Source organism: Sphaerobacter thermophilus DSM 20745 (assembly GCF_000024985.1).
In the GTDB taxonomy this organism is placed as follows: Bacteria; Chloroflexota; Chloroflexia; order Thermomicrobiales; family Thermomicrobiaceae; genus Sphaerobacter; species Sphaerobacter thermophilus.
This window is the reverse complement of the sequence record NC_013523.1, coordinates 15,630-32,159: the sequence shown is the minus strand read 5'-3', so window position 1 is coordinate 32,159 and position 16,530 is coordinate 15,630. Positions and strand designations below refer to the sequence as shown.

Here is a 16,530-nt window from a genome sequence, read left to right as displayed (position 1 = left end):
TGTTGAGGGCAGAACGACCAGGTCGGGGAGCTGGTGCTCCATTGCTCGCGTGTCTCGGGCTCCTCTCCGGTCAGAAGGGGGAGCACCGTGTGAACGGCAGCAGGCGCTACGGTTCATCGTCCGCGGCGCACTCGGCGCCGCACCTGGGCAGTGTAGGAAACAGACATGGACCAGTCTGCGGCGCGCCCACTGATCCTGATCGCCGAGGACGATCCGTCAAATAATGAGGTCATCGCCAGCACGCTGACCGAGTTCGGCGGCTACCGCGTGGTCAGCGAAGCGGACGGCGGGCTGGTGATGCAGCGCGTGGAGGAAGAGCAACCCGACCTGGTGGTGCTCGACCTCCTGCTGCCACACCGGAACGGGATCGACATCCTGCGGGATCTGCGGGCCGATCCGCGCTTCTCCCAACTCCCGGTGGTGGCGATCAGCGCCGACGTGCGCCCGGTGGTGTGGGAGCAACTGGAAGAACTTGGCTGCAAGGAGTTCATCCCGAAGCCCTTCGGGATTGATCAATTCCTGGAGAGCGTGGCGCGGGCACTAGCAGATTCCCATGGGGAAGGGTGACCCCGCCGCGGCACGCCGGTGGTCGGCCGGCGGCGGCATTGCCGGGGTGCCGCAGAGCCCGGCCTGGCACGCCGCGCCCCGAAGAGCGCACAGCAAGACGCCGGACCGGGCACGAAACCCGTCCGGCGCGTGTTCTGTGCACCGCGTGCCCCGGCCCGCGGCGCGAGGTTGCCCGGCTACGGGGCGACGAACGTCCCGTGGCTGGGATCCGGCAGCATGAAGATGAGGACCCCGATCCAGACCGCCAGGACGATGAGCGACAGCGCGAGCACCGTCAGGACGATCCGGCGCTCCCGCGGCGTGAGGCGATGTGGCTCAAACCCCTGCATGTTTCCTCCAGCGATCCTCCTCGCGGCGTGAGGCACGGCTCCGCCCCCGCCGCCGATGCACCCTAGAGCATCGCCCACAGGCGGCCCTGCGTCAAGGGCGCCGCGCGACGGCTCCGGCGCCTGCCCCTCGTATACTTACACAGACGCGCCCGGTGACGCAGCCGACCGCGCACGCACGCCATTTCTATCCAGGAGGCGATACTGCATGCCAACGCAGCCCAGCAAGAATCTTGAGACGGTGCCCAACCCCAAGCCGGAGCGGGACTACGAGATCGAGATCTCGACGCCGGAGTTCACTTGCGTCTGCCCGGTAACCGGCCAACCCGACTTCGCCACGATCACCATCCGCTATGTCCCGGACCAGAAGATCGTGGAGTTGAAGTCGCTCAAGCTGTACCTCTGGTCGTACCGCAACGAGGGCGCCTTCCACGAGAAGGTCACCAACCAGATCCTCGACGACCTGGTCGCCGCGGTCGACCCGCGCCGGGCGACCGTTATCGGCGACTTCAACATCCGCGGCGGCCTGCATACGGTCGTGAAGGCGGAATATACGCGGGAGTAGGACGTCACACGTCATGCGTTATGCGTCATGCGTTATGCGTCATGCGTCATGCGTCACACGTTCCCCTCACCCCCGGCCCCCTCTCCCACCAGGGGAGAGGGGGAGCTCAGCGGGTGACGCATCACTCCCTATACCGCCCCGCGGCATCGGCGTAGAGGTCGCCGCCGTGCGCGTCGTTGACGACGATGGCAGGGAAGTCGACGACGGTCAGGCGGTGGATCGCCTCGGGGCCGAGGTCGGGGTAGGCCACGACCTCGGCGGCGGTGATGCGCCGCGCCAGCAGTGCCCCGGCGCCCCCGACGGCGGCGAAGTAGACCGCGCCGTAGCGGACGATGGCTTCGCGCACGTCCGGGGAGCGGTGGCCCTTACCGATCATGCCGCGCAGCCCCGCTGCCAGCAGCGCGGGGGTATACGGGTCCATTCGACCGCTGGTGGTCGGGCCGGCTGAGCCGATGATGGCGCCGGGCCGCGCCGGGGCGGGTCCGACGTAGTAGACAATCTGGTCTCGCAGGTCCACCGGCAGCGGCTCACCGCTGGCCAGGGCCTCCGTGAGCCGCTTGTGGGCAGCATCGCGCGCGGTGAGCAGCGTGCCGCTGATGAGCACGGCATCCCCGGCACGCAGGCGGGACGCCGTTTCCGCGTCGAGCGGGGCCGTGATGCGCGTCGGCTCCATTGTCACTGGTCACCTCCTCCGGGCGGCTGCAGCCCACCGGCGGGTGTGCAACCGACTCCCGGCCGGACGAATCCGATCGCGCGGGTGACGGCCGGTGGGCCTTACACCTGTGCCACCTGCTTCCAGCCGGCCACGTTCAACCCGGCCGTGTAGATCTCCAGGCAGCCGCGCCCGCGCGCCTTCGCATGGTACATGGCATGATCGGCACGGCGCAGCATCTCCCGGGGAGAGATACCGGGGTTGTGCACCGCAAGCCCGATACTGGGGGTCACGGTGAAGTCCCGCCCGGCCGCGCGGATGGGCTGACTCAGCGCGGCGAGCAGCCGGTTCGCCGCGGCAACGGCGTCCGCGTGACTCTCGACATCGTCGAAGAGAACGGCAAACTCGTCGCCACCCAGGCGCGCCGCGATGTCGCCGTCGCGCAGCGTGGCGGCCAGCCGCTGACCGACCTTGACCAGGAGCAAGTCGCCGACCTCATGCCCGAACGTGTCGTTCACGGACTTGAAGTCATCGAGGTCGATGAAGACGAGGGCGGCGGTCCGGCCGTTGCGCTCAGCCTCGGCGAACGCGAGATCGACCCGGTGCATGAAGAGGGTCCGGTTCGGCAGACCAGTCAGCGGATCATGGAACGCCTGGTGGCGAAGTTGGGCCTCCAGCTCCTTCCGCTCGCAGATGTCGCGCATGACTGCGACGACGCCGCCGACATCCGGGTCGGTCAGGAGGTTGCTGACGGCGGCCTCCAGGTGATGCCAGGATCCGTCGCGGTGCCGCGCCCGGAGCTCGACGCGCCTCACCACACCGGGCTGCTTCAGGATGTGCGCCAGCTCGCGCCTCAGGAGCGACAGGTCGTCCGGATGCACCAGCGGGTAGACGACGGTGCCCTGGAGCTCGTCCGGCGGGTAGCCGAGGAGGTGCTCCGCAGCGGGGCTGACGTAGCGGATCGTGCCGTCGGGGCCGAGGATCACGATCAGGTCCGACACATTCTGGACCAGCGCGCGGAATCGCCGTTCGCTCCGCCGGAGCGCCTGCGCGAGGGCCACAGTTCGCGCGAGCAGCGCGGCGTTCTCGCGGATGATCAGCCCCTGGCGCAGAAGCACCAGGGTCAGGAGGGCCGCGACGCCGAAGAGCATTCCCGCGAGGGATAGACTCCCCTGCCGTAGCCCGGCGAGAAGCAGAAAGCCGACGCCGAGCAGGGACGCCGCGCTCGAGATGCTCAGCCGCCAGCGCCAGCCACGCGTGCCGGGGCGGGGCACCACATCGGGCGGCATACGCTCGACCCGTTCGCGCACGTGCGCAGCCGCGACGACCAACAGGTAGCACAGCACGTAGGCAATGCCGGGCCAGGACTCGGGGTTGTAGGCTCCGGCCAACCACAGGCGGGACCAGCCGGTGTCCGCCACCAGGAAGGCGATGAAGCCGACGCAGAGGAGGATGTGGGCGGTCGTGCGCCGGGCATCGGGCAACCGGACGAGCGCCACGGCGGCACCGAAGAGCACCAGCACGTCGGCGAGGGGATACGCCACGGAGAGCACCCACTCCAGCAGCGACGCGTTCTCGGCCGTCGCCGTAGGGTAGAGCACGACGTACCACAGGACCATGAAGCCGCCGACCACGACCATCAGCGCGTCGAGCCACAGCTCCGCGCGACCGCCCCGTTGCGGCGAGACACCGGGCATGAGGAGCAGTCCCGCAACGATCGGGGGATAGGAGAGCAGGTAGCCAACGTCGGCGGCGGACGGGAAAGGCGCCGCCTGGGCGACGAGTTCGTACCACGCCCACATCCAGTCGGCGGCGGCGTTCAGGGTCATGCCGAGCGCGAGGAGCAACCAGGCACGCCGCTCGTTCCCCGCGAGCGGGACGCGGGCAACCAGGCGCCAGAGCACCAGCGCCGGGAGCGTGGAAATAAGACTGAACAAGATATGGCCGATCGCCATCTCCGCGGTCCGACCGCCCAACTCGGTCAGCTACCAGGCGACGAACAAGAAGACGCTGAAGAGGACCATCACACCTGCGCCTGCGCGCCGCCGGTGCCCCTCACTCCCCGGCCCAGTCGCCCGGGTGCTCAGCCGCTCGAGCGCTCGCTCCCGCAGGCGTCTGCGCCGCGTCACCGCCGTTCGACATCCAACACGTGCGCCGGAACCAGAGAGACGGTGCGGACAGGCTCCCGCCCATCACCCACTCTCGTCCAGCACGGGCACTAGCGTATACAGGCCAATCATTGTCAGCATGAACGATTGGTCCTGATCGGAAATGGGTCGAACTGACTATCTCCACCCTCGAACCAGAACATTTGTTCGCTTTTCCGGCCGCCGATGTGTACGCATCAGTAGACGGGTAGTCGAACACGAAACGAGGGGAGCTGGGGATGGGACGAGGACGACCCTGCGCCCGGCCCGGCTGCCGCGCCTGGGCCATGCGAGGGCGGGACTACTGCTGGGCACACGACCCGACGCGCATCCGGGCCGGTCCGGCCGCGCAGAACGCGCCGGTTCTGGCACCGGGCGTTCGCGAGTTGATCGAGCAGCGGGTGGCCGAGCTGCTAGCGCAGTCGGGAACCGAGGAGTCGCTGGCGGAGGAGATCAGCGCGCTCCGGCTGGTCCTGGCGCGGGTGCTGGCCGAAGAGGACGACCCGGCGCGGCTGGCCGCGAGCATCCCGCGGATCGTCGATGCCGTGGTCCGCGCAATCCGCACCCAGCGGACGCTGGCGGCCGGGACGGCAGAGGGGTTGACAGCGGCGATGACGCAGGTGCTGCTCGAACTTGGACTCGGAGGTGATCCATGAGCAGCGAGGAGTCCCGGCAGGCCGCGCTGCGCAGCGGGGCGACCCTGCGGGAGATCGTGACGCGCGCCGGGCGCCGCGCAGGGGTCGATCTGGAACCCGGCTGCGCCTACGGCGCCGTCACCCGCGCCCACGTCGAGGATCTCACAGCCGAGCTGCGGGAGATCAAGACGCGGATCAACTACCTCTTCACGCTGGTGATCGGGTCGATCGCGATCGAGGTCCTGCTCCGGCTGGCCGGAGTGGGGTGAGGCAAGGTGCGTGGTGAGTATTGCGTGTTGCGTGTTCCGTGCTCCGTGCCCCGTCATGCGTCATGCGTGATGCGTGATGCGTGATGCGTGAGTTATCGCTCGCGACACGGAACATGGACTAGACCGCACGCAATACGCACTACGCAATACGGAACACGAAACACGCAACACGACTCACGGAACAGGAGGAACCATGGAACGGCCGGATGACGTGGTCGAGCGCCCCCCGGAGAGCGAGAGCCCGGAGCACACGGAGCCTGGGAAGCACTCGGAGCAGGGCGCGGACGGCACGGAGGGGTTCGACCTGGAGCGCATCCGCGAGTTGATCCTGGCGGCGCACCCCGACGTGGTGCCAGACATGATCAAGGGAACCACCTTCGACGAACTGATGGAGAGCATCGAGCCGGCTCGGGCCGCCTACGCCCGCATCGCCGAGAGCATCCGGAGCCAGCCGAGCAACGCGCCCGGTATCCCGGCCGGCCAGCCCGGCCGGCAGCCATCTCCCGCCCACGTCGAGCGCCTGTCGGCGAGCGCCAAGATCGCCGAGGGACTGCGACGGCGGCGGGGGTAGCGGGAGAACCCCTCACCCCCGGCCCCTCTCGGACGGAGCCCACAAGGGGAGAGGGGGAAGTACGCAATACGCAGTACGGAGCGGGGGTGAGGGCCGTCCCGCCATGACGTACCACGAGGGGAGGGATTTCCAATGGCACTGACCAAGGTGGAAGCGGCAAAGCTGACGAACGACATGTTGCTGCGCGGCGTGATCGAGACGATCGTGATGGAGTCGAGCGTGCTGACGCTGCTCCCCTTCATGAACGTCACCGGCACCGCGCTCACCTACAACCGCGAGAAGACGATGCCCGCCGCGCAGTTCTACGACGTCGGCGACACCTGGCAGGAGGCGACGCCTGAGTTCACGCAGGTCACGGTCGCGCTCAAGATCCTGGGCGGCGACGCGGATGTCGACAACTTTCTGCAGCAGACGTACGCCGACCCGAACGACCTGGAGGCGATCGTCATCGAGAGCCGAGCCAAGGCCGTCGCGCACCTCTTCAGCGACACCTTCTTCAACGGCGACAGCACTGCCAATCCCAAGGCATTCGACGGCCTCGCGACGCTCGTCCCGGCATCCCAGACGCTGGAGCCCGGGCCCGACGGCGGTGCTCTCACCCTCGACCTGATGGACGAGCTGATCGACCTCGTCCGGCCCGGGCGGCCGGACGCGCTGCTGATGCACAAGCGCACGCGGCGCAAGCTCTCGCAGCTCCGCCGCACCAGCGGCAACCTGCTCGAGACGGACGTCGACGCCTTCGGTCGCCGTGCCCTCTTCTACGACGGCATCCCGATCATCGTCGACGACTTCATCCCGATCGACGAGACGCTAGGCGCCGGCAGCAACCTCTCCAGCATCTACGCCGTCAAGTTCGGTCCATCCGGCGTGATGGGGATCGAGAACGGCGGCATCCAGATCGAGGCGATCGGTGAACTGGAAACCAAGGACGCCAGCCGGCACCGCATCAAGTGGTACGCGGGCCTCGCCCTCTTCAGCGAGCTGGGCGTCGCCCGCCTGCGTGGCATCGAAGGGGCGTGAGGCGGGGACCGCCCTCACCCCCGGCCCCTCTCCCAAGTTTGAGAGAGGGGAGTGATTCGTCGTCCTGTTCCCCATCTCCCAGAGTTGGGAGAGGGGACCAGGGGGTGAGGGCCGTCGCCACACATCATCCCCAAGGAGGTATCCGTGACGCTTATGCCGATCAGCGGCGAGGTGGTCCCCGCGACGCTGGCCGACTGGGTGCAGGCCCACGATGTCGACCGGATGACCCGCTACCGGGAACTGCTCGACTTCTACGAAGGGCGGCAGTGGGATCGGCGACGCCGGGCCGGGGAAACCCAGTTGACCATCAACTACGCCCGCGCCCTGGTGCGCAAAGCCGCCAGCTACGTCTTCCCGGAACCGGTGGTGTTCACCGTCCCGCCGGTCGACGGCGTCAGCCCGGAGCAGGCGCGGCGGGCCGAGACGGCGCTGAACGACCTGGCGGCCGAGCAGGACCTGCACGGGCTCGATACCCAAACCCTCATCGACGCCAGCGTCCTGGGCGACGGCGCCTTCAAGGTGACCTGGGACCGCGACGCCGGCCGGCCGCTGGTGGTCTCGGTCGACCCCGCGACACTGTGGGCCTGGTCGGCGCCCGACAACGTCCGCGCCGTGCGCCGCGTGGTGCAGCTCTACACGCTGCCGGCCGAAGAGGCGTCCGACCTGTTCGGCGTCGACGTCGGCGCCGGTCCCGGCGCGGTGCGCGTCGTCGAGGACTGGACGGCCGAGCGGGTGCGCTTCGAGGTCGCGGGCGTGATCGTCCGCGACGAGCCGAACCCCTACGGGTGGATTCCCTATGTCATCTTCCCCAACATCGCCAAGCCGCACTCGCTCTGGGGCGAGAGCGACCTGGCCGACCTGCTGGACGTGTGCCGGGAACTCAACCGGCGGATGACGGTCATCAGCCGCATCTTGCAGGTGTCGGGCAACCCGATCGTCGTGCTCGAGAACGTCACTGGGTCGGACGGCATCCGCGCCGACGAAGGCGCCGTCTGGGAGCTCCCGGAAGACAGCAAGGCCTACCTGCTCGACATGCTGAGCGGCGGTGGGGTGCGGCTGCATATCGACTACGTGGAGCTGCTGTACCGCGCCCTCTACGACCTGGCCGAAACGCCGCGGAGCGCCTTCGGCGACTCGGGGCGCAACCTGTCCGGCACGGCGCTGGAGGTGGAGATCCAGCCGCTGGTGCAAAAGGTCCAGCGCAAGCGGCGGGTGTGGGACAGCGTCTACCGCCGCCGCAACCGGATGCTGCTGGACCTGATGGAGCGCTTCGGCGGGATGGACTTCGGCGGGGTGCGGCGCACCGGCGTCATCTGGGGCCCGATCCTGCCGAGCGACCGCGAGGCGCTGGTCCGCAGCGAGACGGCCCTGGTCCACGCCGGGATACACAGTCGCCGCACGGCCATGACCCTCCTCGGCGACGCCGAACCTGATGCCGAGTGGTCCCGGGTGCTGGAGGAACGGGAGGCATTGGGGGAAGAGGGAGCGGCCCTCACCCCCTAGCCCCCTTACCCAACTCCGGGAGAGGGGGAACGTAAGCCGTACTGCGTATTGCGTCATGCTCCCCTCTCCCACAAGGGGAGAGGGGTCGGGGGTGAGGGGTATATGCCGACACTGAGCCAGATGCGCGACCGGCTCCGGCTGTGGCTGGAGGACGACGGCACGGTGGGGCTGTGGACCGATGCAGAGCTGGACGAGGCGTTGCGCTGGTCGCTGGAGCGGTACAGCCGGTGGGAGCCGGCGGAACGGGTCCTGACCGCGACGGTCGACGCGGGAGTAACCGAGATCGCCCTGCCGGAGGACACACTGGACGTGGCGCGGGTCGTTGCCCCGGGCGGGCAGGTCATCCCGCGGCGCGCGGCAGCCCCGGCGCGCGTCGTGGCCGGGGAGGAGCTGGCCTGGGAGCAGTTCGCGGGTGCGCTCCGGTTCACACAGCCATTGGTAGCGGGCAGCTACACGGTCTACTACGCCGCGACCCGGACCTTTCCGGCGACCGGCGATGAGCCGTTCCCGGTGCCGCCGGCCGCGGAGGCGTTGATCCTGACCGGGGCGCTGGTGTGGGCGCTTGAGTTCCGGGCGCGCGAGGAGTGGAAGCGTGGGCCGCTGCCGCCCCGCTACGAGAGCCGGCTGGAGGCTGCGCGGCGCGACTACCAGGCCCTGCAGCGCGACCTGCGGCGGCGCCTGCGGACGCGCACCGTGGAGGTCAGCGGGTGATCGAGCGGGCGACGATCGCCGGGATGCGGGCGCTCCTGGCGGACCCGGTGGCCTTCGCCCGCGCGCTCTTCCCCTCCCGCCGCCCGCGGCGCTACCAGGCGGAGCCGATGCGCGCCGTGGCGGCGGCCGTTGTGGCCCGCGCCCGCGGCGACCGCTCGCACCCCGCCGACTTCGGCATCGTCTTCTCCCGCCAGGCGGGCAAGGACGAGGCGCTCGCCCAGCTCATCGCCTACCTGCTGACCCTGTTCCAGCGCGCGGGCGGCTCAATCGTCGTGGCGCTCCCCACCCTGCGGCCCCAGGGCATCCTGGCGCGGGACCGGCTCATCGAGCGGCTGACGTGCGAGCGTGCCCGCGCTCTCGGACTCCGGCCACGGGTGCAAGACGGCACCATCGTGCGGCTCGGCCGCGCAGCCTGCCACTTCGTCTCAGCCGGACCGCAGAGCAACGCGCGCGGGCAGACCGCCTCGCTACTGCTCGTCGCCAACGAGTGCCAGGACATCAGGCCGGAGCGCTGGGACAGCGTCTTCGCGCCGATGGCGGCATCGACCGATGCCGTGACCCTCTCCATGGGGACGGTGTGGACCGCCGACACGCTGCTCGCCCGCCAGATGCGCCACCTGGCGGCGCTGGAGGCCGAGGACGGTCGGCGACGGCTCTTCCGCGTTCCCTGGCAGGTCGTCGCGCAGGAGGTGCCCAGCTACGGGCGCTACGTGGAGCGCCAGATCGCTCTGCTGGGGGCCGACCACCCGTTCATCCGCACGGAGTACGAGCTACTGGAACTGGACGGCCAGGGCGGGCTCTTCCCACCCAGCCGCCAGGGGCAGATGCAGGGCGACCACCCGCCGCTCACCCGTGCCGTGCCGGGTGAGGAGTATGCGCTCCTGCTCGATGTCGCGGGCGAGGAAGAGGAGAGCGTCGATCCCGGCCGGGCCTACGACCCGGCCGCGCGGCGGGACAGCACGGCATTGACGGTCGTGCGGGTGGTGCACCAGGACGCGCGCCCGCGCTACGAGGTCGTGCGGCGCTACCTCTGGACCGGCGTCAAGCACACCGCGCTGCACGCGCAGTTGGTCGACCTGGCGCGCCATGTCTGGCGTGCCCGCTACGTCGTCGTGGATGCGACCGGAGTCGGGGCGGGCCTCGCGAGCTTCCTCCGCGCATCGCTCGGCGACCGGGCGGTGCTCCCCTTTATCTTCTCCCTCACCAGCAAGAGCCAGCTCGGCTGGTCCTTCCTCAGCGCCGTGGACAGCGGCCGCTTCAAAGACCACGCCCCGGCTCCGGACGATCCCGAAGCGAGCGCGCTCGCCGCGCTCTTCTGGCGGCAGGTCCGGGCCTGCACCTACACGGTGCGGCCCGGCTCGCACCGCCTGATGAGCTGGTCGGTGCCCGACCCACGGACCCACGACGACCTGCTCATCTCCGCGGCGCTCTGCGTCGTCCTCGACGAGCAGGACTGGCGCCCGCGCCTGGCGCGGGGGAGGGGGAGATGATGCGTGATGCGTCATGCGTCGTGCGTCATCCGTCCCCCTCACCCCCGGCCCCGCTCGGACGGAGCCCACCAGGGGAGAGGGGAGAAACACGCAATACGCAATACGGAACACGCATCACGCATGACGGGACCATACCTATGACACCAAGCGAACCCGCGCCGTCCAGCCGCCCGGGAGGCGGCTGGGCGCGCTACGAAGCTGCCTTGCTCGACCCCGGCACCGGCGCCGTGCCGGGCAACCCGCCGACGCCGATCGTGGGGCCGGATCCCGGGCCGCCGGCGCCGCCGACGACGCGGCCATGTACGCGGTGGCTCCACTGGGAGGAGTACCGGACGGCGCAGGACGAGCGGGTCTGCCCGGTGTGCGGGCCGCTGCACGGGACGCGGTACATCGAGGGCGTGGGGCCGCAGCCGCCGCTGCATCCAGGGTGCCGCTGCCGGCGTGTTTACGCGTACTCGGAGTGCGTGAGCCGGGCCGACCCGAGTCGGCCGAGCGGCGGAGGCGGCCGGCCGAAGGAGTGAGCCATGTATGACGTGGTGATCGCGGGCCGGGGCTACATGGTGCGCGCCGGGACGTACGAGCGGCGGCAGTCGGCACCGGACCCGGCGCAGACGGGACGGGTGCGCCTGTTCGACTTCTACGGCGGTGGTGGTCGGGCGGCGCAACTGGAGCGGGATCGGTTCTGGCGGGGTGTAGGCGCGTGGCCGGCGCTGGACAGTCAAGGGGTGCAGGCAGGGCCGCGGCGGCAGGATCGGACGGAGAGCGTGACGCCGGCGTTTGATCCGGAGCGGCCCAGCTTCTCCTTTGTGCACGGCGGGACCACCTACGTGGCGAACGGGACGGGGTTGTATCGGGTGACGTCGGCCGGTGGGGCCTATGACGGGCTGGCGCTGGTGCAGGCGCTGGCGGCGCCGTGCACGGGGCTGGCGGTGAGCCGGGGTTTCGTGGGGTTCGTGCACGGGCCGGGGGAGCGGCCGACGATCTACGACCTGGCGACGGGCACGTATACGGCATCGGCCGCGGAGCCGGCAACGATCGTGGCGCCGGGTCGTGGGGCGCTGCTGATCGATCAGCCGACCGGTGGTGAGCCGGAACTGTGTGCGTGGGAGCCGTGGCTGGACGCGCTGGCGGGGACGCCGGTGAGCCTTGATCAGGAGATCGTGGCCGTGGCGCCGTTCAACGGGGAAGTGTGGATCGTGACGCGGGGTGCGATCTGGCGGGCGGTGGCGACGGAAGTGGGGGTCGACGCCGACGTCGTGACGACTGCGCCGCAGGCGGGGTTTGCCGATGACTTCGCGTGGATGATTGGGCACAACGGAGCGCTGTACGCCTGGCTGGGCAAGGAAGTGCACCGGTACGACCCCGGCGACAAGGTGTTTGCGCCGCTGGGGCTGCGCGGTCGTGCGACGTACGGGGCGTGCGGGCTTGGCCGCTGGCTGATCGTGGCAGTGGAAGACGAACACGGCGACGGGACGGACCTGTGGGCGTGGGATGGCCGGGGCTGGTGGCTGCTGGATGAGGGGCCGGCGTTCCGGTATCCGGTGGCGATCGCCGGGCCGGCGGAAGATGCGGATGTGCTGGCCGGCCGGAGTGGCAACGTCAACCAAACGGCGGTGTGGCAACTGGTCCCGCGCGCCGGCAGGCCGGGGCTGCGGGACACCGTGACGCTGGTGACGCCGCTGCTCGACGCGGGGGCGCGGGACGTTGAGAAAGTCTGGCGCCTCGTCGGCGTGGAGCTGGCGTGGCCGGACGAGCGGGCGACGTCCTCCCCGGTAACCGTGACGCTCGAAGCCAGCGTCGACGGCGGGCTGAGCTGGACCGCGGTGGCGACGTCAACGATCCATGGAGACGAGAAACGGACGCACGTCGTGGTGGGGACGCTGCCGCCGAGTGCCCGGTCGCGGTGGCTACAAGTACGGGTGACGCTCTCGGATGTCACGGACTGGTGTCCCGTGATCGCGGGCGTGTGGGCGGAGCATTCGACGGTGGACCCGGAGTCGCGCCGGCGTCGGTGGAGCTTCGCGGTGCAGTGTAAGGACCAGGTGGTGCGACGGGACGGGTCGGTCGAGCAGGCCGACGCACGCGATCTCGCCCGGACGCTGTGGGCGGCGTGGGAGGCGGGCGGAGTGGTGACGTTCCGGGATATCGACTACGACCGGACCGGCGTGGAGTACACCGTGCGGATCGCGGCGATCCGCGAGGAGGTGCCGAAGCCGCACGACGCCGGACGCTGGGGAGACGGCACGGTCGCGCTGACGCTGGTGGAGGTGTAGGCATGACCGCCGGCGGCCTGCAGCGACTCCCGCTCATCGACCTCCGCGCCCGGCTCGCGACCAACCCGCACGGTGGCCCGGCCACGACGGTGCCGCTCGCCCGCAAGCGGGGCATCGTGATCCACTACCACGGCCCGGCGATTCCCCCGGACGCGGACGAGGTGGCTGTGCTCCAGGCGGCCGCGCGCTACCACGTCGCCAGAGACTGGGACGAGATGCCCGGCAACGGGCTCCACACCGCCGGGGACGGGCTGATGTACCACCTCGCGGTGGGGCGGACCGGCGCACTCTACTGGTGCCGCGACGTCGAGGCCGTGCTCTGGCACTGCGGCGCCTGGCCGGCCAACGCCGAGGCGCTGGCCGTGCTGGTCCTCATCGGCGGTGACCAGCACGCGACCGCCGCCCAGCTCGCGGCGCTGCGCCGCCTCTGCGACACCTGGCGGGATCTGGGGCACGGCGACGAGGTTTGGGGCCATCAGGAGCTGCAACCGACGAGCTGCCCCGGCACGCTGATGGCCGACTTCGTCTTGCCGTACCGGGAAGGGAGGCGGATCGGGGTGGCCTACGGACACTACTTCACCGAGACGGGACACTTCGTAGGCGGCGCCTTCTGGGAGTACTGGCAGCGGCACGGCGGCCTGATGATCTTCGGCTACCCCCTCACCGAGGAGATCGTGGAGGACGGCCGCACCGTGCAGTACTTCGAGCGCGCCGTCTTCGAGTGGTGGCCGGAGAACCGGCCGCCGTACCAGGTGCTGCTGCGCCGCCTCGGCGCCGCGGCGCTGGCAGCACGGGAGACCACTCCCACCTCCTGACCTCACTCCTAGAAACAACGTTGGAGTGCGGCAAACCGAGCCGCCGCATTGGTACGCGGCGGTCGCGACCGCCGCTCTGGCGCGTCAACCTGGCCGGATAGAGCGGCCCTCACCCCCGACCCCTGTCCCAAGGTTGGGAGAGGGGAGAACTCGTGTGGGATACGGTACGACACCCACGTTTCAACAGACATGGGTTGAAGGGAGACGACCATGGACGGTGCGAGCGACTTCGCCAACGGGATCGTGCTGCTCGGCGTGCCGGCAGTGGTGCTGGTGCCACTGCTCGTAGAGGGGCTGAAGCGGCTCGGAATGCCGTCGCAATGGGCCACGCCCGCGGCGGTCGTCGCCGGGGCGCTGATCGCGGCGCTGGCTGAGGCGCTGGCCATCTGGCCGGAGATCGCGCCGGGCGTGCGCATCCTGCTGGCCGCGATCGTGCTGGGTTTCGGCGCCAGCGGGGTCTACTCCCAGACCCGAGCCTACCGCCGGGGCCAGGCCGCCGACCACGGCCGGGATTGACCGGACTATAATCGGGCGTGCGGCGCCACGGAGGCCACGGAGAGCGTGGCCGGACGGCAGGGAGCACGAGGTGGCGGGGCGAGCACTAGAGATCGTGCGCAGCGTCGATACCGGTACGGCGCGCGTGGAGATCGCGTTGGCGAGCCTACGCGACCTGCCCGCGTTGCACGCCCTCCAGCGCCGTTGCTTCAGCGAGGGCCAGGCCTACGGCATCGCCACGCTCTTGGTCCTCTATCTCTGGCCGCGGGCACAGATCCTCGTCGCCTGGGCCGAGGGACGCATCGCCGGCTGCGTCGTCGCCGACCGCAACGGCGACCGCGCCCGTATCCTCAACCTCTGTGTCGACCCTGACTTCCGCCGCCGCGGCATCGGCGGGTTCCTCCTCAAGACGGCGGAGGAGATGCTCGGCGCCCCCAACGTGACGCTCATGGTGGAGGACAAGAATACCGGAGCGCAGGAACTCTATCGTCGCGCCGGGTATATCCCGGTCGCCGACCTCCGCAACTATTACGGCCGCAACCGGCACGGGATTCTGATGCAAAAGCGGCGGTGAGTGACGTAATGCGTCATGCGTGATGCGTCATCCGTCATGCGTCACCGGTACTGCGTACTGCGTATTCCGTATTGCGTACGTCTTCCCTCTCCCCTGGTGGACTCCGTCTGAGAGGGGGCGAGAGTGAGGGGGACGGGTGACGTATGACGCATGACGTATGACGTACGACTTCAGTCGTTCCTCACTGTACGCCGGTGATCAGGTGTAACGCGGAGTAGACCAGCCAGCCGAGGATCGTGCAGATGGGGAGGGTGATCACCCAGGCGGAGACGATCCGCCCGGCCACGCCCCAGCGCACGGCGGACAGGCGCCGCGTCGAGCCGACGCCCATGATGGCCGAGGAGATGACGTGCGTGGTCGAGACCGGGATGCCGAGGCGGCTGGCGACCTCGATCACCGTCGCCGCCGCGGTCTCGGCAGCGAAGCCGTGGATCGGCCGCAGCTCAACCACCTTCAGCCCCATCGTCTCGATGATGCGCCAACCGCCGACCGCGGTGCCCGCGCCCATCGCACCTGCCGCCGCCAGGATCACCCAGAGCGGCACCTCCCACTCGTCACCCGTCCAGCCGTAGTAGCTGGCCAATGCCATGGTGATCACGCCCATCGTCTTCTGAGCGTCGCCCAGACCGTGGCTGTAGGCCATGTACGCGGCCGAGAGGACCTGGAGCCGCCCGAAGATGCGGGAGACCACGCGGGGCCGCACCCGCGCGAAGATCCAGAACAGGAGCACCATCAGCGCGAAGGCGCCCAGGAAGCCGAACAGCGGCGAGAAGAACAGCCCCTCGAAGGTGCGGGACAGGCCGCCGAGGATGATCGACTGAAAGCCGGCTGCGGCTACGCCCGCGCCGACGATCGAGAAGATGAGGGCGTGACTCGAGCTGGAGGGAATGCCGAAGTACCACGTGACGAGGTTCCAGGTGATGGCCGAGATCAGCGCCGAGATCACGAGGAGCTGGGTGGCCACTTCCGGAGGCACGATCCCCCGGCCAACCGTGTTGGCTACCGCTGTGCCTGTCAGCGCACCGACGACGTTGAGGATGGCCGCCATGGCGACGGCCTTGCCGGGGGTGAGCACCCGCGTCGCCACCGACGTGGCGATGGCGTTCGCCGTGTCATGGAACCCATTGATGAAGTCGAAGGCCAGCGCCAGGGCGACAACGACGATCAACGCCAGGAGAGCCGGATCAGGCATTCTTGAGTACGATTCCCTCCATCGTGTTCGCCACGCTCTCGGCGCGATCGGTCGCGTCCTCGAGCAACTGGTACAACTCGCCCCAGCGGATCGCTCGGATGAGGGCCGGGATATCCTCAACGCCATCGTAGAGGACGGCGAGTGCCTGGCTCAGCGCGTCGTCCGCCTCGTTCTCCAGCCGGTTGATCTCGACCGTGTAACGCAGGACACGGTCCCGCTCCTTCGAATGCTCCAGCCGCGGGACCGCCTCGGCGAGGATCTGAGCCTGTTCTAACAGGACCTTGCCGAAGAGCGTCGCCCGCTCGTTGCGTTCGCTGATGCGGTAGAGGTAAATGCGCCGGCCCGCCTCTTCGATGTAATCGACGAAGTCGTCGATCTGGCTGGCCAGGTCGCGGATGTCTTCCCGGTCGATCGGTGTGACGAAGGTGCTGTTGAGGGAGTGGAAAACCTGGTGGGTGATCTCGTCGCCCCGATGCTCGAGGTCGCGCAGGCGCCGGGCCTTGCGGTCCACGTCCTCCATCGTGGCGAGCATGTCGGCGAGCACCTGGGCGGTCTCGACAGCGTTGGCCGCGGCTTCGCGGAAGAGGGTGAAGAACTGCGCATCACGGGGCAGAAACCGCGCCAGTACCATCTACGCTCCCTCTCTCCGCTCCCGCTGCATGGCCGCACACGGCCCAGCGAAGCCGGCCGACCAACGTACGTGCATCGTTCGCAAGAGTACAGCC

Annotated in this window: 20 protein-coding genes; 14 read left to right on the top strand and 6 right to left on the bottom strand. The window is 69.5% G+C overall.

The features are described 5' to 3' along the window. The first annotated feature begins 165 nt into the window (after window positions 1–165). On the top strand, window positions 166–567 hold the full coding sequence (locus STHE_RS00150; protein ID WP_012870519.1) for a response regulator: 402 nt from the start codon (window positions 166–168) through the stop codon (window positions 565–567). Window positions 568–743: 176 nt separating this feature from the next. On the opposite strand, the gene STHE_RS18920 is transcribed toward STHE_RS00150, so the two are convergent. Continuing rightward, window positions 744–896 (bottom strand): hypothetical protein, encoded by a 153-nt coding sequence (locus STHE_RS18920; RefSeq protein ID WP_012870518.1) that lies wholly within the window; start codon window positions 894–896, stop codon window positions 744–746. A 205-nt stretch (window positions 897–1,101) separates the two neighbouring features. Between STHE_RS18920 and queF the strand changes: the two genes are divergently transcribed. Beyond that, window positions 1,102–1,458 (top strand): preQ(1) synthase, encoded by a 357-nt coding sequence (gene queF, locus STHE_RS00145; RefSeq protein WP_012870517.1) that lies wholly within the window; start codon window positions 1,102–1,104, stop codon window positions 1,456–1,458. A gap of 121 nt (window positions 1,459–1,579) precedes the next feature. Here queF and STHE_RS00140 read toward each other — a convergent pair whose 3' ends face one another. The 3 genes from STHE_RS00140 to STHE_RS18915 form a co-directional block, all read right to left on the bottom strand. Then, window positions 1,580–2,131 carry a Fe-S-containing hydro-lyase gene (locus STHE_RS00140; RefSeq protein WP_012870516.1) on the bottom strand — a complete coding sequence of 184 codons (552 nt, stop codon included), beginning with the start codon at window positions 2,129–2,131 and terminating at the stop codon, window positions 1,580–1,582. A 101-nt stretch (window positions 2,132–2,232) separates the two neighbouring features. Further along, a complete protein-coding gene (locus tag STHE_RS00135) occupies window positions 2,233–4,065 on the bottom strand; it encodes a diguanylate cyclase domain-containing protein (protein WP_012870515.1) in 1,833 nt (610 codons plus the stop codon). Between the two features lie 30 nt (window positions 4,066–4,095). Beyond that, window positions 4,096–4,239, bottom strand: coding sequence for a hypothetical protein (locus tag STHE_RS18915; RefSeq protein WP_169308163.1), 144 nt, complete (start codon window positions 4,237–4,239; stop codon window positions 4,096–4,098). 257 nt (window positions 4,240–4,496) lie between these two features. Here STHE_RS18915 and STHE_RS00130 point away from each other — a divergent pair, with 257 nt between their 5' ends. From STHE_RS00130 to STHE_RS00075, 12 genes are all read left to right on the top strand, one after another. Continuing rightward, entirely contained in the window at window positions 4,497–4,913 is a 417-nt protein-coding gene (locus STHE_RS00130; RefSeq protein WP_012870514.1) for a hypothetical protein, read from the top strand. Next, a complete protein-coding gene (locus STHE_RS00125) occupies window positions 4,910–5,161 on the top strand; it encodes a hypothetical protein (RefSeq protein ID WP_012870513.1) in 252 nt (83 codons plus the stop codon). The genes STHE_RS00130 and STHE_RS00125 overlap by 4 nt, the downstream gene beginning before the upstream one ends. 193 nt (window positions 5,162–5,354) lie before the next feature. After that, window positions 5,355–5,732: a hypothetical protein gene (locus STHE_RS00120; protein ID WP_012870512.1), complete on the top strand. Its 378-nt coding sequence runs from the start codon at window positions 5,355–5,357 to the stop codon at window positions 5,730–5,732. A 132-nt stretch (window positions 5,733–5,864) separates the two neighbouring features. After that, on the top strand, window positions 5,865–6,752 hold the full coding sequence (locus tag STHE_RS00115) for a major capsid protein (RefSeq protein ID WP_012870511.1): 888 nt from the start codon (window positions 5,865–5,867) through the stop codon (window positions 6,750–6,752). A 153-nt stretch (window positions 6,753–6,905) separates the two neighbouring features. Continuing rightward, window positions 6,906–8,255, top strand: a complete 1,350-nt coding sequence (locus tag STHE_RS00110; RefSeq protein WP_148219983.1) for a phage portal protein — start codon at window positions 6,906–6,908, stop codon at window positions 8,253–8,255. A gap of 102 nt (window positions 8,256–8,357) precedes the next feature. Continuing rightward, the gene (locus STHE_RS00105; RefSeq protein WP_012870509.1) at window positions 8,358–8,966 is read left to right on the top strand and encodes a phage adaptor protein; all 609 of its coding nucleotides are present in this window, start codon (window positions 8,358–8,360) and stop codon (window positions 8,964–8,966) included. Further along, window positions 8,963–10,456 carry a phage terminase large subunit family protein gene (locus tag STHE_RS00100; protein WP_012870508.1) on the top strand — a complete coding sequence of 498 codons (1,494 nt, stop codon included), beginning with the start codon at window positions 8,963–8,965 and terminating at the stop codon, window positions 10,454–10,456. Before STHE_RS00105 ends, STHE_RS00100 begins: the two co-directional genes overlap by 4 nt. A gap of 137 nt (window positions 10,457–10,593) precedes the next feature. Beyond that, entirely contained in the window at window positions 10,594–10,977 is a 384-nt protein-coding gene (locus tag STHE_RS00095) for a structural protein (RefSeq protein WP_041398649.1), read from the top strand. Window positions 10,978–10,980: 3 nt separating this feature from the next. Continuing rightward, complete coding sequence (locus STHE_RS00090) at window positions 10,981–12,729, top strand: hypothetical protein (protein WP_012870506.1); 1,749 nt, start codon at window positions 10,981–10,983, stop codon at window positions 12,727–12,729. 2 nt (window positions 12,730–12,731) lie between these two features. After that, window positions 12,732–13,544: a peptidoglycan recognition protein family protein gene (locus STHE_RS00085; RefSeq protein WP_012870505.1), complete on the top strand. Its 813-nt coding sequence runs from the start codon at window positions 12,732–12,734 to the stop codon at window positions 13,542–13,544. 210 nt (window positions 13,545–13,754) lie between these two features. Continuing rightward, on the top strand, window positions 13,755–14,060 hold the full coding sequence (locus STHE_RS00080) for a hypothetical protein (protein WP_012870504.1): 306 nt from the start codon (window positions 13,755–13,757) through the stop codon (window positions 14,058–14,060). A gap of 70 nt (window positions 14,061–14,130) precedes the next feature. Next, window positions 14,131–14,613: a GNAT family N-acetyltransferase gene (locus tag STHE_RS00075; protein WP_012870503.1), complete on the top strand. Its 483-nt coding sequence runs from the start codon at window positions 14,131–14,133 to the stop codon at window positions 14,611–14,613. Between the two features lie 181 nt (window positions 14,614–14,794). On the opposite strand, the gene STHE_RS00070 is transcribed toward STHE_RS00075, so the two are convergent. Both STHE_RS00070 and STHE_RS00065 read right to left on the bottom strand, forming a co-directional pair. Further along, on the bottom strand, window positions 14,795–15,805 hold the full coding sequence (locus tag STHE_RS00070; protein WP_012870502.1) for an inorganic phosphate transporter: 1,011 nt from the start codon (window positions 15,803–15,805) through the stop codon (window positions 14,795–14,797). Beyond that, the gene (locus tag STHE_RS00065; RefSeq protein WP_012870501.1) at window positions 15,798–16,436 is read right to left on the bottom strand and encodes a DUF47 domain-containing protein; all 639 of its coding nucleotides are present in this window, start codon (window positions 16,434–16,436) and stop codon (window positions 15,798–15,800) included. Before STHE_RS00065 ends, STHE_RS00070 begins: the two co-directional genes overlap by 8 nt. Window positions 16,437–16,530 lie beyond the last annotated feature (94 nt).